Raw genomic sequence first — 24853 nt, forward strand, 5'->3', positions numbered from 1 at the left:
ATCTTGATTATGACGGTTGCTCAAACAGCAAACGTTCTTCTTCCCGACTATGAATGGCATTGACAACCAGAAGCGCGTGGAACTGTTGAAGAACTTCAGGCGTAAGCCCTTCTTCACGGATCCCGGCTTTGAGTTCTTTTACAATGATTCGGAGCAGATCATGATCTCGTGTAAGTTTGACGACAGCCTCCTGCAGTTCCGGTTTTTTCTCGACCATTTCCTGATAGAATCCTTCCTCTTCTGCATCAGCATGGCTGAGAATGCGGGTTTCCCAATATTCGATCAAGTGGTCGGCAGCCTGGCGCGCCACCTGGAATTCTTTCGCTTCGAGTAATTCCTCTACTTCTCTCGTCTTATCTAGAGCGCCAGATAGCCCGCCTTGATGAATGGCATGATGAGCATGCAGTTGACGTAAAGAAGGTCCTCCCATAACAGTTCATCCTTTCTTTGTTCCCTTTTTTAGTACAGTATAGCATAAGAAAATAGCGTTATTTTTCCGGTTAGGATTTTCCCCTCTAAGGAAAAGGGAACTCCCTAATTGGTTCAATTTCATATAATACTTAGAATGAAGTTAGAAGATAAAACTCAATCTTGGGGGAATGGATGATGAATCGATTAACCGAAATAACAGACATAAAAAAGATTGTGAAAAAAGGATCAAGGGTTTGAGGGGGATGAGCAGATACATACCCAATCAACATGGAGCCTGGGCTATGCTCATTCTTCCATTTTTATTCGGTTTAGCTGCTTCTCGAGGGGATCTCATTCATATACCCCTATTTGTGTGCTGGTTTTTTATCTACTTATTCAGTTTTCCTGTCCTCCAATGGATCAAAACAGGCAGCAGTGAAAGATACCGCAAACCCGCCGTTGTATACGGAGTGATATTACTTCCTTTGTTAATTTCACTGATATGGTTTGAGCCTGCCTTGATCTGGTATGGAGTTCTTTTATTGCTCTTTTTTATGGCTAATATTTATTTTGCGAGAACGAAAAATGAACGTGCTTTACTCAATGACATTGTTGCAATTCTACTCTTTTGTTCTTTTATATATCCCGTTATTTATATGGGGGGAGGAGAGGATTGGAGGGTAGCAACAGAGCTATTCTTGCTTTTGGTGCTTTACTTTATCGGAACTGCTTTGTATGTCAAAACGATCATTCGTGAAAGAAAAAATATACGTTACCATTATGCTTCCGTTATCTATCATGTGGTGATTTTGTTGTTTGCCATTTGGTTAAAGTTATTTCTGTTTGTTCCTTTTTTAATTTTTTTGATAAGAGCCATATGGCTTCCTAAACTCGGATTAAAGGCAAAACAAGTTGGCATGGCGGAAATTGGATTTTCAATGATGCTCTATGTTTTTGTGTTGTTTTTATATTTCTAAAAGGAGAGACATCAATGATATCTTTAAAAACGCCGCGTGATTATCATACTGACCCGTTTATAGTCATCTGGGAGGTTACACGAGCTTGTGCTTTAAAGTGCCTTCACTGTAGAGCGGAAGCTCAGTACAAACCTGATCCTCGCCAACTGACACTAGAAGAAGGTAAGAAGCTAATAGATCAAATCGCTGAAATGAATCATCCGTTGCTTGTATTCACAGGCGGAGATCCTTTAATGCGTCCTGATCTGTTTGAACTGGCTCAATATGCAATTGAAGAGAAAAATCTGTCGGTTTCAATGACCCCCAGTGCCACTCCTAAAGTGACACGAACAGCGGTAGAAAAAGCAAAGCAAGTTGGATTATCGCGGTGGGCATTTAGTCTGGACGGTTCATGTGCCGAGATTCACGATCATTTTCGGGGTACAGCGGGTTCTTACGATACGACCATGCGAGGAATTGGTTATTTAAAGGAACTGAACATCCCTATTCAAGTGAACACTACGGTATCCCGGTACAATCTTCATGATCTGGAGCAAATTGCAGAAAGAGTAAAGGAAATGCAGGCCGTGTTATGGAGTTTATTTTTCCTTGTTCCAACTGGACGTGGCATGGAGAAAGATATGATTACTCCTGATGAGCATGAAGCCGTAATGAAATGGTTGTATCAAATACAGCAACAGATGCCGTACGGAGTGAAGGCTACAGAAGCTCCTCACTACCGGAGGGTCGTGCTGCAGCAAAAGCACAGCGCAGGTGAGAACAGTGTAGCAGACGGACAAAAGAGGGCAGATGTTTTAGGACGTGCTCCTAAAGGCGTAAATGACGGAGATGGATTTGTTTTTATTAGTCATATCGGCGAAGTATACCCGAGTGGTTTCCTGCCTCTTATGTGCGGGAATGTACGAAAGGATAGCTTGGCAGACATTTATCGCAACTCTCCGATCATGATGAATCTTAGAGATAAGTCCCTACTTAAAGGTAAATGTGGAGTCTGTGAATTCAAGGCTGTCTGTGGGGGCTCCAGAGCAAGGGCTTTTGCAATAACAGGAGACTATTTGGAGAGTGACCCTTATTGCGCTTATATACCCGGGGTTGGAGAGGAAAAGTGTTTTCATGAAGAAAAGTTCTAAAAAAGTCGTTATTCTCGGTGGAGGAATAAGCGGTTTAAGTGCTGCCTTTTATGTGAAAAAGCTGGCTGAGGATCGGCAACTTGAAGTGGAGATTACACTGGTGGAGAAAAGTGAACGTCTAGGAGGAAAACTGCAAACCGTTCGCCAAAACGATTTTATGATCGAAAAAGGACCGGATGCTTTCTTGGCCAGAAAGACGGCAATATTGGATTTGACTATGGAGTTGGGGCTGGAAGCAGATCTGGTATCGACAAACCCGAAAGCCAAATCTGCTAGTATTTTGCATAAGGGCAAACTTCATATGATGCCGATGGGCTTCATTCTGGGCATTCCAACAAAGCTCACTCCCTTCATTCGGACAGGACTTATTTCTCCGCTGGGAAAAGCACGGGCAGCCCTGGATTTAATCATTCCGGCAAAGAAAGGTGATGCAGACGAATCTCTAGGTGATTTTATCAAACGGCGTCTCGGCAAAGAAGTTCTGGACCAGATTACGGAACCTCTGCTGTCTGGAATTTACGCTGGGGATACACATTCCCTGAGCCTCATGTCAACCTTCCCTCAATTTAAACTAATGGAACAAAAGCATGGAAGTCTGATTAAGGGTATGTCTAAAGGGGCGGGGAGAAAGCCAGCAGTACAAGACAACCTGCCGGATATCGCTAAGAAAAGTATGTTTCTTTCTTATCGGCTAGGATTATCTTCGATCGTGGAGCGGCTAAAGGAAAGGCTGGATACCGTACGTTTTGTTATGGGGCAAGGTGTAGTTGAAGTAAGGAAAGAAAGCGGTTATCAGGTCATTTTAGAACATGGACAAAAAATAGATGCGGATGCGGTGATCTGCGCTGTTCCAGCTTTTGAAGCGGCTACATTATTCTCCGGCGTTGCAAGCGCTAGCTGGTTACACAAGATTCACTATGTTTCCGTAGCCAATATTGCTCTTGCTTATAAAAACACAGATCTTAATCTTAATTTTGAGGGAACGGGATTTTTAGTACCCCGCAAAGAAGGCAAAAAGATTACAGCATGTACTTGGTCTTCGACGAAGTGGAGCCATACTGCTCCTGAAGGATATACGCTTTTACGGACCTACATTGGACATGCAGGTGCACAGGAGTGGATTCAGATGACAGACGATCAACTTGTGGATGCCGCGCGTAAAGATTTGAAAGATTTAATGGGCCTGGAAGCGGAACCGGAATTCACCGAAGTCAGTAGGTGTGATCGATCAATGCCGCAATATCCGATTGGACACAAAGAGCATATGGCGAAGATTAGACAGGACTTCGCACAGGATTTACCGGGTGTTTTTCTATGTGGTGCCGGCTATGGGGGCGTTGGAATTCCAGATTGCATCGCTCAAGGGAAAGAAGCGGCTGAACAGTTGCTTTCTGATTTTTTATAATCAGGCTCTTTCCACGAATGAAAGAGGGAACCCCCTGATTGGTTCAGCTTTAAGGGAGACGTAGAATGAAAGGTAAGTATAAAATCGAAGTAAGATGGAGGAATGGAAGATGAGCCAGTTAACGGAAGAAACATGGGTGGCGGACATTGTGAAAGCAGTACCCAAAACGGGAGATCTGTTCCGCAAACTGAGGATTGATTTCTGCTGTGGAGGGAAAATATCGCTCCGTGAAGCAGCAGCCAATCAAGGTCTCCACGCTGGTGAACTGCTGAAGCAGATACATGAAGTGGAAGAAAAGCAGGCACAGCATAAGCAAATGCAACCTCCTTCACTCGAACCCAAAGAACTAATCGCCTATATTCAAAATGAGTATCATACGAAGCTTCGGGAAGAACTATCGGCGTTAACGCCGTATGTAACCAAACTAACGCGGGTTCATGGCGAACGTTATCCGCATCTAAAGCGAGTTAATGAACTGTTCACCTTGCTTAAACAGGAAATATCGGAACATATTCAATATGAGGAGGACCTTGTGTTTCCGATGATTGAAGCATTTTTACAAGAATCAACAATGGAACGAGCAGATGAGTTAAATCCAATTTTGTCCAAGTTGCAAAACGAACATCAAACGGTGGTGGAATTCCTGAAGGAAATGCGCTTGATCACAAATGGCTTTGAGCCGATGCAGGAAGCTTGTGGTACGCACCGACTCGTATTGAAGCGGTTAGAAGACCTGGAAGCAGATATTTTCAATCATATTCTTCTTGAAAATTGTACATTGATCGAACGTACGAAACAGGCACAGCTAATAGCGAAACCCATTAATTAATGATGAACTAACATGAGGAGCCGAACCAATTGCATAAATTAATTAAAAGTAGCACTGTTTTCGTTTTGGTTATTTCCATCATTTTATTACTTTCAGGGTGCGGTGCGGGGCAACAATCAGCTTCAAATGGTAGCAGCACGGCCCAGAACAACGAGGTCTCCAGCCAGGATTCTTCGAAAAAGGTTGAAACTGTTGAGCTTACCATATCCGCAGCTGCAAGTTTAACGGATGCGCTCAAAGAAATTCAGCATTCATACGAATCAACCCATACAGGCACCAAATTGAATTTTAACTTCGGCGGCTCTGGTGCGCTGGAAAAACAAATTGAGCAAGGAGCGCCGTCGGATTTGTTCCTGTCCGCTTCGAAGAAAAACTTGAAGTCTCTCGTAGATCAACAGTTAATAGAGAGTAATAAACAAAAAACATGGCTGACGAATGAATTGGTCGCGGTTATCCCAGCAGATGGGACGATGGACATTGCGAGTGTAACCGATTTAACAAAAAGAGAAGTGAAGAAAGTTGCGATCGGAATTCCTGAAAGTGTTCCTGCAGGCAACTACGCACAGGAAGCGCTGACGAAAGCGAAGCTTTGGGACACGTTACAGAGCAAGCTGGTTCAAGCGAAAGACGTTAGACAAGTGCTGCAATATGTGGAAACTGGGAATGCTGATGTCGGATTTGTATATAAAACAGATGCGTTGACTTCACAAAAGGCAAAAATCGCCTTTGAGGTGGATCCCAAAACCTATTCACCTGTTGAGTATCCAATCGGGATTATCAAAGGTTCAAAGCACATTCAAGAAGCCGAAGACTTTTATGCATACCTACAATCACAAGAATCTCTGAATATTATGGCTAAGTATGGATTTACCATACCGAAGTGAGCATACAAGATATAGATTGGAATGAATATTGACCTCCTATCCGCTTATCGTTGCAGGTTGCACTGTTATCCAGCGTTCTAGTAATCATATTAGGTTTGCTTGTGGCATGGTCCATGTCACGGTTAGGTTTATTTAAAGGGAAAACGGTTGTTGAAACTGTGCTTATGTTGCCCTTGGTACTCCCACCGACGGTTGTTGGTTTTTTACTACTAATATTACTAGGACGAAAAAGCGGGTTCGGACGTTTTGTGGAGCAATGGTTTGGAGAACCTATTATATTCTCGTGGTGGGCTGGGGTTATAGCAGCGGTGGTAGTGGCTTTTCCTCTTGTCTATCGGACACTGAAAATGGGATTGTCTTCTGTTGGCCAGGACTTGGAAAACGCGGGACGTTCGATGGGTGCAAGTGAATGGCAGGTTTTCCGGTATATCACCTTTCCTTTAATTTTCCCTTCTTTTAAAGCTGCCTTTATACTCGGTTTTGCCCGCGGTCTGGGCGAATTTGGTGCTACGTTGATGATTGCCGGAAATATTCCGGGTAAAACACAAACGATTCCGACGGCCATTTATATTGCGGTGGATTCTGGGCATCTTCCTATGGCCTGGGCCTGGACGTGCTCTATCATACTCATTTCTTTTATCATGCTCCTATTAACGGGCCAAAAGAACAATTAATCTCTTCATATAAGCTTCCCTTTAGCAGAGGGAGGCTTTTTTGTATCTTTCGATAGAACGAGGGATTTCCTGTAGCGCTATAGGACATTCCCTAATGGGAACAGCGATGAATGAATTACATAATGAGAGTAAGCGAATGAACCTTCCCATGGAACTTGCGTTGGGATGATTTATTCTAAAAAGGAGTGTTGGTCATCGATGAAAAAAAAATACAACCTCAACTTTTTTAAACCGATCGAAAGCTATTCGGGAAATTGGTCAATCCTTGAGGAAAAAAATAGAGAATGGGAAAACGTGTACCGACAGCGTTGGTCTCACGACAAAGTGGTTCGGACGACTCACGGAGTGAACTGCACCGGTTCCTGTAGTTGGAAGGTTTTTGTGAAAAACGGCATCATTACCTGGGAAAATCAACAGATCGATTATCCTTCCTGCGGTGTAGATATGCCAGAATTTGAACCGCGAGGATGCCCGCGTGGCGCTACATTTTCCTGGTATGAATACAGTCCATTACGTGTGAAATACCCTTATATGCGCGGTAAGCTGTTGCGGCTTTGGCAGGCTGCCATCCAGGAACATGCCAATCCGGTGGAAGCATGGGCAAGCATTGTGGAAGATCCGGAGAAAGCCAAGCTCTACAAAGCAGCTCGCGGAAAAGGCGGTCATGTCCGTGTCGCTTGGGACGATGTCCTGCGTCTGATCTCGGCGCAACTCATCTATACCATTCGTAAGTATGGTCCTGACCGGATCGCGGGCTTTACGCCAATACCGGCGATGTCAATGATAAGTTACGCTTCAGGAGCCAGATTCATTTCGCTTCTTGGTGGACAGATGTTGAGTTTCTATGACTGGTATGCCGACCTTCCGCCTTCATCTCCTCAAATTTGGGGTGAGCAGACGGATGTACCGGAATCTTCTGATTGGTACAATGCGGGTTACCTGATCATGTGGGGATCGAATGTACCACTTACCCGGACGCCAGACGCTCATTTTATGACGGAAGTACGTTATAAGGGGACAAAAGTTGTATCAGTGGCTCCCGACTTGGCGGAGAATGTGAAGTTCGCTGACAACTGGCTTGCACCACATCCGGGTACAGATGCTGCTGTAGCCCAGGCTATGACACATGTTATTCTGGATGAGTTTTACAAAGAGCGCCAAGAACCGATGTTCATTAACTATGCCAAACAATATACAGATATGCCGTTTATGATTCTGCTTGATCCGCACGAGGGAGCCTGGAAAGGTGGACGTTTCCTACGGGCGAGTGACCTTGGAGATGCTTCGCAGCATGCGGACTGGAAGCCAGTCATATATGACGAAGCAGCGGGGGAAATGCTGGTTCCGAACGGTACGATGGGACAGCGCTGGGAGCAGGATAAGAAATGGAACCTGATTCTGGAGCGGGAAGACGGAACAAAGGTTGAGCCCGCACTCACTGTGGAAGGTCATGGCGAGCAATGGGAAGAAATCGTATTCCCTTATTTTGATAACGCAGGTAATGGAACGTTCAAACGTGTAATTCCAGTCAAAAAAGTACGCTTGGCAGATGGCTCGGAACGTTACGTAGCAACCGTGTACGATTTGATGATGAGCCAGTACGGTGTCGCACGCAATGACAGCTCTCATAACGCCAAGAATTATTACGACGAAGCTTCGCATTATACCCCTGCCTGGCAGGAGAAGATCACAGGTGTGAAGGCGTCTGTTGTGGTACAGATTGCTCGGGAATTTGCCCAAAATGCTATCGATACCAAAGGGCGCTCCATGATTATTATGGGTGCGGGTATCAACCACTGGTTCAATAGTGACACCATCTATCGGTCCATCTTGAACCTTGTCGTGTTGACGGCTTCCCAAGGTGTAAACGGGGGAGGCTGGGCGCATTATGTGGGTCAAGAAAAGCTCCGCCCAATCGAAGGCTGGTCAACGATTGCCTTTGCAAAAGACTGGCAAGGGGCGGCTCGACAGCAAAATGCTACATCGTTTTTCTACTTTGCAACAGAGCAGTGGCGTTACGAAGAAAGTGGAACAGACACCTTGAAGTCACCGACTGGCGGGGATGTCAGTTACAGACATCCAGCAGACTACAACGTGCTCGCAGCGCGTCTGGGTTGGCTGCCTTCTTATCCACAGTTTAATAAAAATAGTCTGTTGTTCGCCGAAGAGGCAGCGCAATTAGGCAAAAAGTCCAACGAGGAAATCATTAATCATTCTGTGGAAGAGATTAAATCACGTAAGACACGCTTCGCTGTAGAAGATCCTGGGGCAGCCGAGAACTTCCCGCGTTCACTCTTTGTTTGGCGGTCCAATCTGATTTCCAGTTCGGCAAAGGGACAAGAGTATTTCATGAAGCATTTACTCGGAGCATCTGATGCCCTGCTTGCCCGGCCGAACGAGGAGCAGAAACCGGAGGAAATCGTCTGGAGAGAAGATGTAGAAGGAAAGCTTGATCTGATGGTTGCACTTGATTTCCGGATGACGACAACCCCATTGTACGCGGATATCGTGCTTCCGGCGGCAACCTGGTACGAGAAAACGGATTTGTCGTCCACCGATATGCATCCTTTCGTACACCCGTTTAATCCGGCCGTTAATCCACTGTGGGAATCCCGTGCGGACTGGGATATTTACCGCCAGCTTTCCGAAGTCTTTTCTGATATGGCGAAAGAGTACCTGCCAGGTATATATAAAGACCTTGTGACCGCGCCGCTTGCACACGACAGTGTGGGTGAAATTTCACAGCCGATGGGTCTTGTAAAGGATTGGACGAAGGGTGAGATTGAAGCGACCCCGGGTAAAACCATGCCGAATTTCAGCATCATCGAACGTGACTATACTAAAATTCACGATAAATTTATCTCACTCGGTCCGAATTTGACTACTGGGAAAGCAGGTGCGCATGGCGTCAGCTTCTCCGTAGCAGAAGAATATGAGGAAATGAAAAAGTTGAACGGAGTTTATTACGATGAGTCCATTAAAGATGGACTGCCAAAAATCCAGACAGCTCGCCAAGTGGCCAATGCAATTCTTCATCTTTCATCCGCGACTAATGGACGGGTGTCGCAAAAGGCTTATGAGCAGGCAGAAGAGCTTCACGGTGTTGAACTTAAAGACATCTCGGCTGATCGGGCAGCGGAAAGAATCACTTTCCAAAGTATCACGGCACAGCCTCGGGAAGTTATACCGACACCAGTATTCACTGGATCGAACAAGAAGGGACGCCGCTATTCACCATTTACAACGAATATTGAACGTCTCGTTCCGTTTCGTACTTTGACGGGAAGACAGCATTTCTATATTGATCATGAGATTTTCCAACAATTTGGAGAATCATTGCCGATCTACAAACCGACGTTGCCACCGATGGTGTTCGGTCCTCGGGATCGGGAAATAAAAGGCGGACAAGATTCACTCGTGCTTCGCTATCTGACACCGCACGGTAAATGGAATATTCACTCCACCTACCAGGATAACCAGCACATGCTTACGCTGTTTCGTGGAGGTCCTACCGTATGGATCAACAATGAAGACGCAGAGGCGCACGATCTTGCTGACAATGACTGGGTAGAGGTATACAACCGTAATGGCGTCGTAACCGCCCGGGCCGTTGTCAGCCATCGGATGCCAAGAGGGACTATGTTCATGTACCATGCTCAGGATAAGCACATTCAAGTGCCAGGCTCTGAAATCACGGATACACGCGGCGGTAGTCATAACGCACCAACAAGAATTCATCTCAAACCAACCCAGATGGTCGGTGGATATGCTCAGCTTAGTTATGGATTCAACTATTATGGTCCAATCGGCAACCAGCGTGATGTGTACGTTGCGGTACGTAAAATGAAGGAGGTTAACTGGCTTGAAGATTAAAGCTCAAATTGCCATGGTCATGAACCTGGATAAATGTATTGGCTGCCATACGTGCAGCGTGACATGTAAAACAACCTGGACGAACCGCAAAGGTGCGGAATATATGTGGTTTAACAATGTGGAAACCAAACCCGGTATCGGTTATCCGAAGCGCTGGGAAGACCAGGAATTGTATAAAGGCGGCTGGCAGCTCCGCAAAGGGAAATTGGAACTGAAGTCAGGCAACAAGCTGTCCAAAATAGCACTGGGTAAGATTTTTTACAATCCAGATATGCCGGAAATGAAAGATTATTATGAGCCCTGGACTTACAATTACGAACAACTGACCAACGCTGGTGAACAGAAGCATTCACCTGTGGCACGCGCGCACTCTGCGGTAACGGGTGAAAAAATGGATTTGGAGTGGGGTCCAAACTGGGAAGATGACCTGGCGGGTGCGCATGTAACTGGTCCGCTTGATCCAAATATTCAGAAAATCGAAGAAGAGATTAAATTTAACTTTGAGAAGTCGTTCATGGTTTATCTCCCACGGCTTTGCGAACATTGTTTAAATCCGAGCTGTGTCGCGTCCTGTCCTTCAGGTGCTATGTACAAACGGGACGAGGACGGAATTGTGCTCGTGGATCAGGAAGCATGTCGCGGCTGGCGGTATTGCATGACGGGCTGTCCATACAAAAAAGTGTACTTTAACTGGCAGACGAACAAAGCGGAAAAATGTACCTTCTGTTTCCCACGTGTGGAAGCAGGCCTGCCGACAGTCTGCTCCGAGACATGTACAGGACGAATTCGCTACCTCGGTGTTATGCTGTATGACGCGGATCGGGTGCTTGAGGCCGCTTCTACGCAGGACGAGAAAGAGCTTTATAAGGCGCAGTGTGACCTGTTCATGGATCCTAGTGATCCGGCAGTGATCGCTCAAGCGAGAAAAGACGGCATCTCGGAGGACTGGATTGAAGCAGCGCAGAACTCGCCGGTCTACAAGCTTGCCATTGAGCACAAGCTGGCATTCCCGCTTCATCCGGAATATCGTACATTACCTATGGTCTGGTATGTTCCACCACTTAGCCCGATCATGAATTACTTTGAAGGGAAAGACTCGATTGAGAATCCCGATATGATTTTTCCGGCTATCGAAGAAATGCGTACCCCTATTCAGTACCTTGCCAATATGCTGACGGCGGGCGACACCCAAACCGTGAAGGAATCCTTGCAAAGAATGGCTATGATGCGCTCCTATATGCGTGCTCAATCCACAGGACAATCTTTTGATGAAAGCCGTCTTGAGCGCATTGGCATGACACCTCGGCAGACTGAGCAGATGTATCGGCTTCTGGCGATTGCCAAGTATGAGGATCGTTTCGTCATTCCAACGTCGCATAAAGAAGGATATTCGAATCCGTACCGGGCTCAAGGATCTGCGGGTTACGGCGATACCATGGGAAATATGGGTTCAGGATCTGGATGTGACGGCTGTAGTATGGCAAGTTCAATGGGGATGGAAGAGCCTTTGAAAACGGGAAAAGAAATGTATGAAGAAAACTTCTACGGGGGTATTTGGCGTGATTAATGTAGCGAAGCTGTATGAATGCAAGCCATCATTCGGGTTTTTCGCCCAACAACTCATGTACCCGGAAAAGCTGGATTTTCATCCGGCTTTTCTGGAAGCATCGTTTGATCCAAACCATCCGGCATATACGTATGCGAACACCTACTGGTCCCTTATGCAAGAGTTCAGTATGGAAGAGATTCAGGAAATGTATACAGAAACCTTTGATTTTCAAAAAAATTGTGCACTATATATGACTTACTTCAAATTCGAAGATGCAAAAGAACGGGGACAAATGTTGGTCAAGTTAAAGGTGCTATACGAGATGTATGGTCTTGAAATGCCAGATGGTGAGCTGCCAGATTACCTTCCGCTCATGTGTGAATTTCTGTATGCCGCCGAATGGTCGCAAGATCCGAAGACGACAGAAAACTTCCGCATGCCAATCGCGATCCTGGAAGACGGCACATATCATTTACTTAAAGCGCTGGAGAAAATGGAAAGCCCGTATTTTCATCTGGTCAAGGGACTGCGCGAAACGCTTAAAGCATGCGTAGAACAGGAGGCAGCTGCGCAATGATGATGCTAGAGCAGTTTTTATGGGTTATTTTCCCTTATATGTGTGTGGTCGTCTTTATTGTAGGGCATATTTTCCGCTACAGAAATGATCAGTTCAATTGGACAGCGAAATCAAGTGAGTTTATTGAAAAGAAACAATTGATGATCGGAAGTCTCTTATTCCACCTGGGTATTATCCCGGTTATTATGGGTCATGTATCCGGTCTGGGCATACCCAAAACCTGGATGCATGCACTGGGTGTAAACGATCATCTATATCATATTGGAGCAGTTTATATTGGTGGAATATTTGGAGCGATGACGTTCCTCGGTATGTTGATTCTTACCTCTCGTCGATTTACAATACGCAATGTGCGCCATTTAAGTACGGCGTCTGATTTGATAGTAAACGTATTGCTTTTGGCCATTGTATGCATGGGGATGTTTGCGACTCTCGTAACGAATGCGGTACAGCCAGAATTCGATTATCGAGAGACGATCTCAATCTGGTTCCGCGGTTTATTCGTATTCCGTGTCGACCCGACACTGATGAGAGACGTACCGATGTCCTTCAAGCTTCATATTCTTATGGCCTTTGCGATTTTTGCATTCTGGCCGTTTACCCGGCTTGTACATGTGTGGAGTGTTCCGTTGAATTATGTGCGCAGAAGTTATATCCTTTACAGAAGACATAAATCGAATTAGGAAAGCGGGCTCTGCCTTCTTTCCTAATTCTATTAGGAGAGAGCGATGAATAATAGGATGGATTATCAAAGGGAGCTTGAGCGAATACGCGAACATTTCGGTTATGATTTCATGGCGCTTGCTCTGGTTGAACCGGCCGAATATCAATACGTAATTAAATGGAAAAATGCAGCCGGTAATTTAAATGATCGCTTTAAGCGAATTGTACTGCAATCCGGAAAGGGCATAGCAGGAGTCGTGTTCAAAACTGGGAAATCCGTTTTCATTCCATCTGTTCATCAATATGTGGGGGCAGACAACCTGTTTAACTACCCGATCGTTCAATCCGAGAAACTCAAGAGTCTCGGGGCTGTTCCCCTATGGAATGATGCTCGCGTCGCGGGCGTACTGCTTGGTGGATTTCGGGAAGAACTGCTGATGACCGCAGCCATGATGCGTGATTTGGAAGCTTTGGCGCATAGGGGATTTGGAGAGTTGAACGGGAAGGAAGTGATGTAATTGACATTATCTGTAGGGACTGGCTCTTTGAATGCGCTAATGGTGAAGTTGTTTGAGAACAGTACAGAAGCCATTTTCTTTTTTGATGGGCAAGGGAACACCCTAGCTATGAACCCGGCAGCGGAGGAGATTGTGAGCGATGACGTCCTCATTCAACTCTATGAAGGGAAGGAAAAAGCTTTGTGTGGAACATGCAGGGGCTATACAAGCGAAACGGAGCCCCGTACCTGCCTTGATTGTTATTTCAATATGCCAGAATCCAAGGATTTCGCTTCTTTTCAGGTATATCTGGAAACAAAGAGCAACGGAATGATCCCCTATGCCGCTTCTTTTCACACCATTGATTCTGAACATGGAACAAGGGTGTTGATGTTGAGGGACTTGACTCCGCAATTTCAGACGCAGGAAAAATTGTATCAAAACAAAATGATGAAGCATGTCATTGAAGCGCAGGAAAATGAGCGTAAACGGCTTTCCAGGGAACTGCACGACAGCGTCGCCCAGGAATTGATGAGTGCGGTTGTTGAGCTGCGGGTGTTAAAATACATGACGAATGATGAACAGCTCATCAAAAACATGAAGCAGACTGAAGCATCCATGACGCGATTGCTGGATGATATCCGCAACCTGTCTGTGGAACTACGCCCCGCCACACTTGATGATTTTGGGCTTGAAGCGGCATTTCGTTCCCACTTTAAGAGGGTTGAACAAAGCTTTGGTCTTGTCGTTGAATTTGTGTCGGATCTTCCCCAAAAGCGATACGGAAGTGAAAAGGAAACGGTCATTTACCGTGTCTGCCAAGAGGCTGTTCTCAATGCCTTAAAATATGCCCAGGTAGACATGGTTAAAGTTTCTTTGACTGAGCACGATCATACGCTTCGTTTGACTGTAGAGGACGATGGAATTGGCTTTGAAAAGGGGAGCCAGCCTATTGGAACGGGATTAGGTTTATATGGCATGCAGGAGCGAGCAGAGCTGGTAGGCGGAAGTTTTGGCGTCCTATCAAATGTGGGTCAGGGAACCAAAGTCTTTTTGCAAATTCCGATTGGCCAAGAGGAGGAATAGAGACTTGATCAAAATTGTGTTAGCGGATGACCATGCTATTGTACGAAGCGGATTTTCCATGATTTTGAACTTCCAATCGGATATGGAGGTTGTCGGAACGGCTGCGGATGGCATTGAAGCGTATACGATGGTAGCTAAATATCGTCCGGATATTCTAATCATGGACCTCAGCATGCCCCCAGGCGAAAGTGGATTGATCGCCACAGGCAAGATTAAAGAAGACCACCCTGATACTAAAATTCTGATTTTGACCATGCATGACGATGAAGAATATCTTTTTCATATTTTAAAGAATGGTGCTTCAGGATACGTTTTGAAAAATGCTCCAGATGAGGAGCTATTACTTGCCATACGAACCATTCATGGGGGTGGGACTTATATCCATCCTAAAATGGCTACTTCTCTCGTTCGTGAGTTCATCAAAAAAGATACAACGTCACAATCAGAAGATCCTTATGAGATCCTGTCCAAGCGGGAACTGGAGATTCTGCCTCTGGTCGCAAAAGGTTACGGTAACAAGGAAGTTGCGGAAAAGCTGTTCATCTCTGTCAAGACGGTGGAAGCAAATAAAGCGAAGATCATGGAAAAATTGAATTTAAGAAGCCGGCCTGAACTGGTCCAATATGCATTAAAGAAAAAAATGCTGGATTTTTAGCCGATGAATGGAGGAAATCCGCGTGCTGGAAAATGAGAAACTGCGCTTTTCCAAACCTGCCATGCGTATTCTTGAAAATGAGCATCGATATCTAACATATCTGATGGATGAATGGCATGCCATTGTATTGTGGTTTGAGCAGCACAGAATACTAGATTTGGAAGAAGGCCGCAAGCAACTGGAAAAACTGAGAATGCAGATTCTCGACTTTAGGGTACCCCTCAAGAAACATACCGAAAAGGAAGAAGAACACTTCTTTTCTATGCTAGGAACCTACATTGGTTTTGAGCAGGGACCGCTCGTCGGTATACAGGAGGAGCACCGTGAAATAGAGGGCTATATCGATCATTTTCTTCATCAGACGGAGGGCGATTTGAGTTTGCTCACGCTTGATGACATTCAAGAGGCAGCCAAGAACGCGGGAGAGGCCTTTGAAGTGCTGACTGTACATTTTATAAAAGAAGAAACTGTACTTTTTCCTATGGCAGAGCAACAGATCAATCGGAATGATCTAACCAAGTTATGTGACAAATTAAATACACTTATCTCTTAAAAAGACCAAGCCGCTTCCTATAGAAGCGGCTTTTTTATATTTTCAGGGAGTCCCCTGTCGGGTAAAGGGGAGTCCCCTATATTCGAACAGATCGGCTAGCGGCTACAATGGGGACAGAAATTCAATTTAATAATTCGACAGAAAAAACGTTGAAAAGGTGAGTTAAATGATTAGAAAAATGCAGTTACCGTTACAAACATTGAACTTGATTCTTGGATTCATGGTATGGGTTATCATTTCTTCGCTTATGCCGTTCATTACGGAGGATATTGCTATTCCGCCCGGAAAATTGGCCATGGTCACGGCGATTCCGGTCGTGCTTGGTTCGATTCTGCGCATCCCGCTTGGTTATTATGCCAACATCTTCGGAGCAAGAATCGTTTTTCTCGTTAGCTTTATTTTGCTTTTGTTTCCCGTCTACTATATCAGTGAAGCTTCTACGATGACGGATTTAATTATTGGTGGCTTGTTCCTTGGGATTGGAGGAGCTGTGTTCTCGGTTGGGGTGACTTCGCTGCCGAAGTATTATCCAAAGGAAAAGCATGGGTTTGTAAATGGAATGTATGGTATAGGAAACTTGGGAACAGCCGTCACTACCTTCTCGGCCCCTATTGTGGCTACCCAAATCGGCTGGGCCCCTACAGTGAAGCTGTATCTCATTCTGCTGCTTGTTTTTATCGTTTTGAATTTCTTCTTTGGGGATCGTCATGAAGCTAAAGTGAAGACGCCCATTATGGAGCAGATCAAAGGGGTTTATAAAAATGAGAAGCTTTGGTTTTTCTCGCTCTTTTATTTTATTACATTTGGCTCATTTGTAGCGTTCACGGTGTACTTGCCGAATTTCCTGGTATCAAATTTTGAACTGACCAAAGTGGATGCAGGGATGCGTACAGCTGGCTTTATTGCGATTGCTACTTTCTTCCGCCCTATCGGTGGCTGGCTGGCGGATCGGTTTCAGCCTCTGTTCCTGCTGGTAGGCACGTTCTCTGTTTATACGGTCGCTGCGATTCTTTTGGCTTTTTCACCAGGGATCACCCTTTATACAGTAGGCTGCTTGGCGATCGCTGTATGTGCTGGAGTAGGGAATGGCGTCATCTTCAAGCTAGTTCCATTTTATTTTAATAAACAAGCAGGTATAGTTAACGGAATTGTATCCATGATGGGCGGTCTCGGTGGCTTTTTCCCTCCGATCTTGTTGTCGACGATTCATGCCGCTACTGGCCATTACTCCATTGGATTCATGCTGCTCTCCCAAGTGGCGCTGGCTAGCCTGATCCTCGTCATATGGCTGTATTATCAAGGGACACAATCTAATGAATGAGCGTTATTCCAGACAGATCTTATTTAGACCCATTGGTGGCGAAGGGCAGCGTAATCTATCCGCTGCTGTCGTCACCATTATCGGTTGCGGGGCACTGGGTTCTGCCATCGCCGAAACACTGGTAAGAGCGGGCGTTGGGGAGCTCCATCTTGTTGACAGGGATTACGTAGAGATGTCGAATCTGCAACGTCAGCAGCTGTTCACGGAGCAGGACGCCGCGGAAATGCAGCCCAAGGTTATGGCAGCCGAAAAAAGGCTGAAAGCCATACGAGAAGACGTGCGCTTGCACACATATCTCGATAATTTAGATGCTGAGCTTGTTCTAGAACTTGCCAGCAAGAGTATATTACTGATGGATGCTACGGACAATTTCGAAACTCGTCTGCTGATCAACGATGCTGCACTGAAGGCAGGAATTCCATGGATTTATGGAGCCTGTGTTGGAAGCACAGGCGTTGTTTTTCCATTCGTGCCGGGCGAGTCAGCTTGTTTACGCTGCCTTCTGCCATCGCTGCCTGCGATCAATCAGACCTGCGATACGGCTGGAATCATCTCACCCGCAGTCCAGGTGACAGCCGCCCTCCAATGTGCAGAAGCCATGAAGTGGCTGAGCGGCGGACGTGATAAGATGCGTCGCAAGGTTCATCTATTTGATTTATGGGAGAACACGCAGATGGACATAGGGATTTCCCGCATCCGTAACCAAGATTGTCCAACCTGTGGAGAACATCCTACGTTTCCTGCACTGACAGCATCACGTCGCTCGGCGTATGCTGCTCTGTGCGGACGGAACGTTGTACAGGTTCTTCCAGACCCACAACGTCCGATCACGCTCGATGATGCAGAAAAAATGGGCAGGCTTATAGCAGATCGTGTAAAAAGAACCCCTTATTTCGTTGAATTTTATGCTTTTAAGCATCGAATGATTTTATTCAAAAACGGAAGGCTTCTCATACACGGTGTACGGAGTGTTGCCAACGGTCAAAAACTATATCATCAGCTGTTCGGTTAAATGAGATATAGATACAAAAAGCAGAAATATTTAAAGAGTCTGTCACCGGAGAGTGGATTGTCCGGGGGCTGGAAGGTGGAAAAGATGAGTGTATTTGAAATCGTGACGGAGCCCATTATCCCGCAGGCTTATGCGGATTATGTCCTAAGGCCGGAAGCAGGAGCGGTGACTATTTTTACAGGGCACGTACGAGAATGGACTCAAGGCGTACGGACCTTATACCTTGCTTATGAGGCCTATGTCCCCATGGCCCAAAAAAAACTCACAGAGATTGGTCGCGAAATCGAACAGAAATGGGAAGGGACGCGAGTGGCAATCGCGCACCGCATTGGCGAGCTTCAAATCGGTGATATCGCCGTTGTCATTGCCGTTTCTTCACCTCACCGTTCGGATGCGTATAAGGCAAATGAATACGCGATCGAACGAATTAAAGAAATAGTTCCTATTTGGAAACGAGAGATTTGGGAAGATGGAACGCAGTGGGTCGGAGATCAAAAGAAAAAGCCGGGGGAGATCAGTCATGATTAAGCTGTACTACTTTGCGGGACTCCGTGAGGTGACGGGAAAAACAGAAGAATTGGCAGATTTGGCGGGCCAAACGGTAGGCGATTTATCCAATTGGATAACAGATCAATATCCAGATATGCCGATCGAGTCTGTGCGAATTGCGATAAACGAGGAGTATGCGTTGTCTACGGATGTATTACAGGATGGAGACATTGCAGCCTTCATTCCCCCAGTCAGCGGTGGCTAATAATAACGATGCTAAACAACTAGAAAGGAGAGGGCGTATGAATTTTTATCCACTGAAAGACACGTTGCAGCGGCCAATTCGTGACCTGCGTATATCGGTTACAGACCGCTGCAATTTCCGTTGTTCCTATTGCATGCCCAAAGAAATATTCGGTGACGATTACGCCTTTCTTCCTCAAAATGAATGTCTGTCGTTTGAAGAGATACACCGGCTAACGAAGCTCTTTGTATCCCTGGGTGTAAAAAAGATCCGACTCACGGGCGGCGAACCATTAATGCGCAGGAATCTATCCGACCTGGTCTCCCAAATCCTGTCCATTGACGGAGTGGAAGATATCGGCTTGACCACCAATGGTGTGCTGCTAGGACAGCAGGCTAAGCCTCTCTATGACGCGGGGCTACGACGGCTTAATGTCAGTCTGGACGCTCTGGACCCTGAGCTATTTGGGCGATTGAATGGGCGGGGGATTAAGCCTGATTTTATTTTGAAGCAGATCGAATATGCAAGAGAAATCGGCTTTGAAATCAAGGTCAATATGGTCGTTCAAAAAGGCGTTAATGACTCGGAGATTTTGCCGATGGCCGCTTATTTTAAGGAGCAGGGAATAACCCTTCGCTTTATCGAGTTTATGGATGTAGGGAATGACAACGGATGGAGCTTCAAAAAGGTACTAACCAAAAAACAAATTGTTGAACGACTTAAGAATGCGTACGAGCTGGAGCCGATGGATCGGGATTACTTTGGAGAAGTGGCAAAACGTTACCGTTATAAAGACAGCGACGCACAGATTGGTTTTATTACTTCGGTTTCTGAATCATTTTGTTCGTCTTGTACACGCGCCCGCTTATCGTGCGATGGCAAGTTTTATACATGTTTGTTTGCTTCAGGCGGATTCGATTTACGCCAGATGCTTCGTAATGAAGCGGATGACCAGGAACTACTCGATGTGATTACTTCAGTATGGGAACAACGTACAGACCGGTATTCCGATGAACGTACGGAGCAGACAGCTAACAACAAAAAAAAGATTAACATGTCCTACATTGGCGGATGACATTTTATACCATGATAGTGTGTTGTATTTGATGTGGTTGCTCCGAAAAAGAAAGCGCAAACATTTTTGTTGGCAAAACTTAAATTCGATGTTATTATGATTTTGGGATTGTTACTGAAAAGGCAAAACCCGAGGCATGGAATTCAATTTCCATGTGTTGGGTTTTGCCTTTTCTTTTTAGAATACATGCTTTGCGATATCCTGCATGATATGAAAATCTGCCCAGCCATAACGCAGAAAGGTGAGTGATATAAAGCCTTACAAGTGCTGAACAACAAAGATGATGACGTCGACCAACGAATCGACATCCCAAAAATGATGTCATGGGACGTGGTTAACCGACTATATCCATTTTCAGAACGGAATATCAGATCGGTTTGGGAGCACTCAAGATCAATGATGGAAAACGTAAGGCTTTGTCTCTTATTATGAATGCGTTTTCATAACACGGAATTGTAAATCAATACATTTGAATTTGATTTACGACGAAGATTTGATCGGCTATTACCGTCTTGTGACCTATCTGAAATTTCGCCCAGCATCTAAATCCTTTTTTAAATTTGATGGGATAAGGGGGGCAGTTAGATGATCATAACGAAGATCTTTAATAACAACGCCATAATAGCCAAAGATCAAAAAAGAGATGAATTTGTTGTTATGGGTCGTGGTATTGCATTCAAAAAGAATGCAGGCGAACAAGTAGAAGAGCATCTAATTGAAAAGGTCTTTGTGCTTAAACATAAAGATGCTTCAGAGAAATTTAAGTTATTGTTAGAGGATGTTCCATCAGAATATGTTTCGTTATGCTATGACATCATTGAATATGGAAAAAGCATATTAGAAGTACAATTGAGCGATTATATATATGTTTCGCTTACGGATCACATGAACAATGCATTTAAAATGTTTGATGAAGGGTTTAAAAATGCAAATCCGTTAATTTGGGAGATCAAAAAATTTTATCCTAAAGAATTTGCGGTTGGCTTAAAAGCACTGGAGTTTATTGAAGACGAAACAGGCAAACGATTGTCAGAAGATGAAGCAGGTAATATTGCTCTTCATTTAATCAATGCTCAAGTAAACAGCTCCTACAACAAGGTAGCAGATGTTGCTCAGCAAACTCAAAAAATACACGACATCTTGAATATTATTAAATACTCTTATAATACCACCATAGATGAACACTCGATCAGTTATGAGCGATTTATTACACATTTAAGATTCTTCTTTCAGCGATTAAATAAAAAAGAAAAAGTAGAACTGGAAGACGACTTTTTATGGAGGCAAGTGAAAGCAAAGTACAAAAAGGCTTATGGCTGCATGCTGAAGATTGAGAAATACTTGGATATGGTATTGTCAGATGAGGAAAAGCTGTATATCACGATTCATATTCAGCGTGTGACCCAAAGACAAAATTGAATAACTCTTGGATTGTTACTGGTAATGCAGGCGAAACCAACCTAGATCGAATTTGATCTATTTTGGTTTCGCCTTTTTTTATAAATACAATTAAAGGGGAAATTACAATGAAGTATGAGACATTAGCAAAAGACATCATCAGAAATGTCGGCGGCAAAGAAAATGTGAATAGTCTAACTCATTGTATTACACGCTTGCGCTTCAAACTAAAAGATGAAAGTAAAGCCAATACAGAGGTTTTGAAAAATATGGATGGTGTTGTCACTGTGGTAAAGAGTGGCGGGCAATACCAGGTTGTTATAGGTAACCATGTACCTGAGGTTTATGCTGATGTTACTGCTGTGGGTGGTTTTCAGACAGGAGATTCAGAAGAAGCATCAGGTGAAAAAATGAGTTTGTTCAATAGATTCATTGATACTATTTCAGGTGTATTTACACCCACGTTAGGTGTCTTAAGTGCCACAGGTATGATTAAGGGCTTCACTGCCCTATTTGTAGCTTTGGGCTGGCTGACCACTACATCGGGTACCTATCAAATTCTCAATGCTTTAGGTGATTGTTTATTTTACTTCTTTCCTATTTTCCTGGGGTATACGTCAGCTAAAAAGTTCAATGCCAACATTTTCATAGGTATGGCTATAGGTGCATCCCTTGTGTACCCAACATTTAGCACGATAACAGCCTCGGGCAAACCACTATACACTCTATTTAGCGGTACTATATTTGAGTCACCGGTATATATCACCTTCTTAGGCATTCCGGTCATTCTGATGAGTTATGCGTCAACCGTTCTTCCAATTATCATATCCACCTATGTAGGCTCAAAAATAGAAAACTTCTTTAAAAAGGTAATCCCTAGCGTAGTGAGAACATTTTTGGTTCCGTTTTTCACATTGTTAGTTATTGTACCCTTAGCATTGATTGTGATTGGACCTCTCTCGACTTGGGCAGGTCAACTGCTTGGGGCAGCAACCCTCTTTGTGTATAACTTAAGTCCAATGATTGAAGGCATAATCATGGGCGCTTTCTGGCAAGTGTTTGTTATCTTTGGATTACACTGGGGACTTGTTCCTATCGCTATGAACAACTTAGCCGTTCTTAAATTCGATCCGATTCTTGCGGCTACGCTGGGAGCTTCCTTTGCTCAGACGGGCGTCGTACTGGCAATTTTGTTTAAAACCAAAAATGTAAAACTGAGATCACTTTCCATTCCAGCTGTCATCTCCGGGATTTTTGGTGTGACAGAACCAGCGATTTACGGGATTACATTACCACGTAAGAAACCATTTATTTTAAGCTGCATAGCATCTGCAGTAGGCGGCGGTATTATAGGAATGATGGGAACGAAAGGTTATATCATTGGTGGATTGGGTATTTTTGCTATCCCGAGCTATATCAGTCCGGCAGGAATAGACAGCGGATTTTATGGGGCTGTTATCGGTATCCTGGTAAGCTTTGTATTAGGCTTCTTGCTTATGTTCTTTGGCGGATTTAAAGATGATGAAGTGAAAGAAGCTAAAAAGGAAGATAACACCTCGGGAGCAGCTAAAGGAGAAGTTTTAGTAAAACAAGAGACGGTGATGAGTCCATTAAAAGGTGAAGTGAAGTCTTTATCTGAAGTAACAGATGAAGCCTTTTCGACAGGTGCCTTGGGTAAAGGGATTGCCATTGAACCTTCTGAAGGTAAGGTCGTTTCACCTGTAGATGGTGTATTAACATCATTATTTTCGTCAGGTCATGCGATTGGCATTACAAGTGATCACGGTGTTGAAGTCCTCATCCATGTAGGCAAAGATACGGTCAAATTAAAAGGCAAACACTTCTATCCTAAAGTAAAACAGGGGGATGCTGTTAAAAAAGGCGAGCTGCTTATGGAGTTTGATATGGAAGCTATAAAAGAGGCTGGGTATGTTTTGACCACACCTGTTATCGTTGCCAATACTACGAATTACCTGGATGTCATTGAAACAGAGAAAAAGGCAATTGAGTATCAAGAGGACTTATTGACCGTCGTAGTCTAATCCTAATTAATGTTGAGGAGGAATTAAACAATGAAAAATACAACTACATTGGAATTTCCACAAGGATTTTTATGGGGAGGTGCAACGGCTGCCAACCAATTTGAAGGTGGATATAATGAAGAAGGTAAAGGCTTAAGCACTGCTGATGTGATTACGGCTGGAACGCATACGACTTCCCGAAGAATTACACCTATGCTGGAAGAAGGAGTGAACTACCCGAGTCACGAGGCTATTGACTTTTTCCACCGCTATCAAGAGGATATCCGCTTATTTGCAGAGATGGGATTCAAGGTCTTTAGGATGTCCATTGCGTGGTCAAGAATATTTCCTAACGGAGATGATGCAGAGCCGAATGAGCAAGGCTTGCAGTTCTATGATCGTGTATTCGCAGAATTGAAAAAGTACAATATTGAGCCTTTGGTTACAATCTCACATTATGAAGCACCGTTTCATTTGACCCAAAAATATAATGGTTGGTCAGATCGCAGAGTCGTAGATTTTTATGTGAGATATTGTGAAGTGCTTTTTAACAGATACAAAAATGTCGTAAAATACTGGTTAACCTTTAATGAAATCAATATTTTAACCTTGTCATTTGGAGCATTCATGGCTGGAGCTATGATGCCGGAGGGGAATGGAGAGCTAGCCCATGCTACAGTGAAGGATGAGCAGGTTCTGTATCAGGCGTTGCATCATCAATTTATTGCCAGTGCAAAGGCTGTAAAGCTGGGTCATGAAATCAACAAGGACTTTAAAATCGGTTGTATGATTGCTTATATGTGTTCCTACCCACTTACATGTCATCCTGATGATATTCTGCTGGCTCAACAAAAGGATAACTTAAGTAATTTCCTATGCTCAGATGTCCAAGTAAGAGGAGCTTATCCGGGATTTGCCAAACGCTATTTTAGAGATCATAACATTCAGATCACAATGCAAGAAGGAGATGAGGACATCTTAAAAGAAGGCTGCGTAGATTTCTATACTTTCAGCTATTATTCTTCTACTTGTGTCAGTGCCGATCCTAACCAGGAGAAAGTGGGAGGGAATTTATCTATGGGCTTAAAGAATCCTCATTTAAAAGCAAGTGCCTGGGATTGGCAGATCGATCCACAGGGATTGAGATGGTCCCTCAATAATATTTATAACCGATATGAAATCCCGTTAATGGTTGTTGAAAATGGTCTTGGCGCCGTAGATACAGTGGAAGAAGATGGCTCCATTCACGATGATTATCGAATTGATTATCTGAAGCAACACATTGAGCAAATGAAAGAAGCAATTGCTGATGGAGTGGACCTAATAGGGTATACGCCATGGGGATGTATTGATCTGGTCAGTGCGGGAACCGGAGAAATGAAAAAGCGTTATGGGTTTATATACGTCGATAAGGATAATGAAGGCAAAGGGACACTTGCCAGATCCAGAAAGAAGAGCTTTTATTGGTATAAGAATGTGATCGAAACCAATGGAGAGCAGTTGGATTAAACCTTAGTACCTGTTTCATAA

The 24853-nt window shown here is 44.4% G+C and carries 23 protein-coding genes; 22 read left to right on the forward strand and 1 reads right to left on the reverse strand.

Features of this window, described 5'->3' with window-relative positions; genetic code table 11:
• Positions 1-7: 7 nt before the first annotated feature.
• Positions 8-430, reverse strand: a complete 423-nt coding sequence (locus ACWA2B_RS23970; protein ID WP_029515522.1) for a hemerythrin domain-containing protein — start codon at positions 428-430, stop codon at positions 8-10.
• 169 nt (positions 431-599) lie between these two features.
• Here ACWA2B_RS23970 and ACWA2B_RS23975 point away from each other — a divergent pair, with 169 nt between their 5' ends.
• From ACWA2B_RS23975 to ACWA2B_RS24080, 22 genes are all read left to right on the forward strand, one after another.
• Positions 600-1388, forward strand: a complete 789-nt coding sequence (locus tag ACWA2B_RS23975; RefSeq protein WP_049816889.1) for a YwiC-like family protein — start codon at positions 600-602, stop codon at positions 1386-1388.
• A gap of 14 nt (positions 1389-1402) precedes the next feature.
• A complete protein-coding gene (locus ACWA2B_RS23980) occupies positions 1403-2518 on the forward strand; it encodes a TIGR04053 family radical SAM/SPASM domain-containing protein (protein WP_069010498.1) in 1116 nt (371 codons plus the stop codon).
• Complete coding sequence (hemG, locus tag ACWA2B_RS23985) at positions 2502-3923, forward strand: protoporphyrinogen oxidase (RefSeq protein ID WP_449292683.1); 1422 nt, start codon at positions 2502-2504, stop codon at positions 3921-3923. The genes ACWA2B_RS23980 and hemG overlap by 17 nt, the downstream gene beginning before the upstream one ends.
• 109 nt (positions 3924-4032) lie before the next feature.
• On the forward strand, positions 4033-4752 hold the full coding sequence (gene ric / locus ACWA2B_RS23990; RefSeq protein WP_209949808.1) for an iron-sulfur cluster repair di-iron protein: 720 nt from the start codon (positions 4033-4035) through the stop codon (positions 4750-4752).
• A 29-nt stretch (positions 4753-4781) separates the two neighbouring features.
• Positions 4782-5636 (forward strand): molybdate ABC transporter substrate-binding protein, encoded by an 855-nt coding sequence (gene modA / locus ACWA2B_RS23995; protein WP_165149730.1) that lies wholly within the window; start codon positions 4782-4784, stop codon positions 5634-5636.
• Between the two features lie 38 nt (positions 5637-5674).
• A complete protein-coding gene (gene modB / locus ACWA2B_RS24000; protein ID WP_449292704.1) occupies positions 5675-6310 on the forward strand; it encodes a molybdate ABC transporter permease subunit in 636 nt (211 codons plus the stop codon).
• A 198-nt stretch (positions 6311-6508) separates the two neighbouring features.
• Positions 6509-10183 carry a nitrate reductase subunit alpha gene (locus ACWA2B_RS24005; RefSeq protein ID WP_029515515.1) on the forward strand — a complete coding sequence of 1225 codons (3675 nt, stop codon included), beginning with the start codon at positions 6509-6511 and terminating at the stop codon, positions 10181-10183.
• Complete coding sequence (gene narH / locus ACWA2B_RS24010) at positions 10173-11750, forward strand: nitrate reductase subunit beta (RefSeq protein ID WP_028542275.1); 1578 nt, start codon at positions 10173-10175, stop codon at positions 11748-11750. The genes ACWA2B_RS24005 and narH overlap by 11 nt, the downstream gene beginning before the upstream one ends.
• Entirely contained in the window at positions 11743-12309 is a 567-nt protein-coding gene (gene narJ / locus ACWA2B_RS24015) for a nitrate reductase molybdenum cofactor assembly chaperone (RefSeq protein WP_029515514.1), read from the forward strand. Before narH ends, narJ begins: the two co-directional genes overlap by 8 nt.
• The gene (gene narI / locus ACWA2B_RS24020; protein WP_029515513.1) at positions 12309-12992 is read left to right on the forward strand and encodes a respiratory nitrate reductase subunit gamma; all 684 of its coding nucleotides are present in this window, start codon (positions 12309-12311) and stop codon (positions 12990-12992) included. Before narJ ends, narI begins: the two co-directional genes overlap by 1 nt.
• A gap of 45 nt (positions 12993-13037) precedes the next feature.
• A complete protein-coding gene (locus ACWA2B_RS24025) occupies positions 13038-13490 on the forward strand; it encodes a GAF domain-containing protein (RefSeq protein ID WP_029515512.1) in 453 nt (150 codons plus the stop codon).
• Positions 13491-14555: a PAS domain-containing sensor histidine kinase gene (locus tag ACWA2B_RS24030; protein ID WP_029515511.1), complete on the forward strand. Its 1065-nt coding sequence runs from the start codon at positions 13491-13493 to the stop codon at positions 14553-14555.
• A 7-nt stretch (positions 14556-14562) separates the two neighbouring features.
• The gene (locus ACWA2B_RS24035) at positions 14563-15210 is read left to right on the forward strand and encodes a response regulator transcription factor (RefSeq protein WP_023989699.1); all 648 of its coding nucleotides are present in this window, start codon (positions 14563-14565) and stop codon (positions 15208-15210) included.
• A 22-nt stretch (positions 15211-15232) separates the two neighbouring features.
• The gene (locus ACWA2B_RS24040; protein ID WP_029515510.1) at positions 15233-15763 is read left to right on the forward strand and encodes a hemerythrin domain-containing protein; all 531 of its coding nucleotides are present in this window, start codon (positions 15233-15235) and stop codon (positions 15761-15763) included.
• A 166-nt stretch (positions 15764-15929) separates the two neighbouring features.
• Positions 15930-17084 (forward strand): nitrate/nitrite transporter, encoded by a 1155-nt coding sequence (locus ACWA2B_RS24045; protein WP_029515509.1) that lies wholly within the window; start codon positions 15930-15932, stop codon positions 17082-17084.
• Complete coding sequence (locus ACWA2B_RS24050) at positions 17077-18096, forward strand: ThiF family adenylyltransferase (RefSeq protein WP_029515508.1); 1020 nt, start codon at positions 17077-17079, stop codon at positions 18094-18096. The genes ACWA2B_RS24045 and ACWA2B_RS24050 overlap by 8 nt, the downstream gene beginning before the upstream one ends.
• 84 nt (positions 18097-18180) lie before the next feature.
• On the forward strand, positions 18181-18624 hold the full coding sequence (locus ACWA2B_RS24055) for a molybdenum cofactor biosynthesis protein MoaE (protein WP_029515507.1): 444 nt from the start codon (positions 18181-18183) through the stop codon (positions 18622-18624).
• The gene (locus ACWA2B_RS24060) at positions 18617-18850 is read left to right on the forward strand and encodes a MoaD/ThiS family protein (protein WP_029515506.1); all 234 of its coding nucleotides are present in this window, start codon (positions 18617-18619) and stop codon (positions 18848-18850) included. Before ACWA2B_RS24055 ends, ACWA2B_RS24060 begins: the two co-directional genes overlap by 8 nt.
• 37 nt (positions 18851-18887) lie before the next feature.
• Positions 18888-19904, forward strand: coding sequence for a GTP 3',8-cyclase MoaA (gene moaA, locus ACWA2B_RS24065; protein ID WP_029515505.1), 1017 nt, complete (start codon positions 18888-18890; stop codon positions 19902-19904).
• Positions 19905-20489: 585 nt separating this feature from the next.
• Positions 20490-21323, forward strand: coding sequence for a BglG family transcription antiterminator LicT (gene licT / locus ACWA2B_RS24070; RefSeq protein ID WP_029515504.1), 834 nt, complete (start codon positions 20490-20492; stop codon positions 21321-21323).
• A gap of 107 nt (positions 21324-21430) precedes the next feature.
• Complete coding sequence (locus ACWA2B_RS24075) at positions 21431-23344, forward strand: beta-glucoside-specific PTS transporter subunit IIABC (RefSeq protein WP_029515503.1); 1914 nt, start codon at positions 21431-21433, stop codon at positions 23342-23344.
• A 30-nt stretch (positions 23345-23374) separates the two neighbouring features.
• Positions 23375-24832: a glycoside hydrolase family 1 protein gene (locus ACWA2B_RS24080; RefSeq protein ID WP_342444455.1), complete on the forward strand. Its 1458-nt coding sequence runs from the start codon at positions 23375-23377 to the stop codon at positions 24830-24832.
• The last annotated feature ends 21 nt before the right edge of the window (positions 24833-24853 follow it).

The organism is Paenibacillus sp. CMM36, from assembly GCF_053570945.1.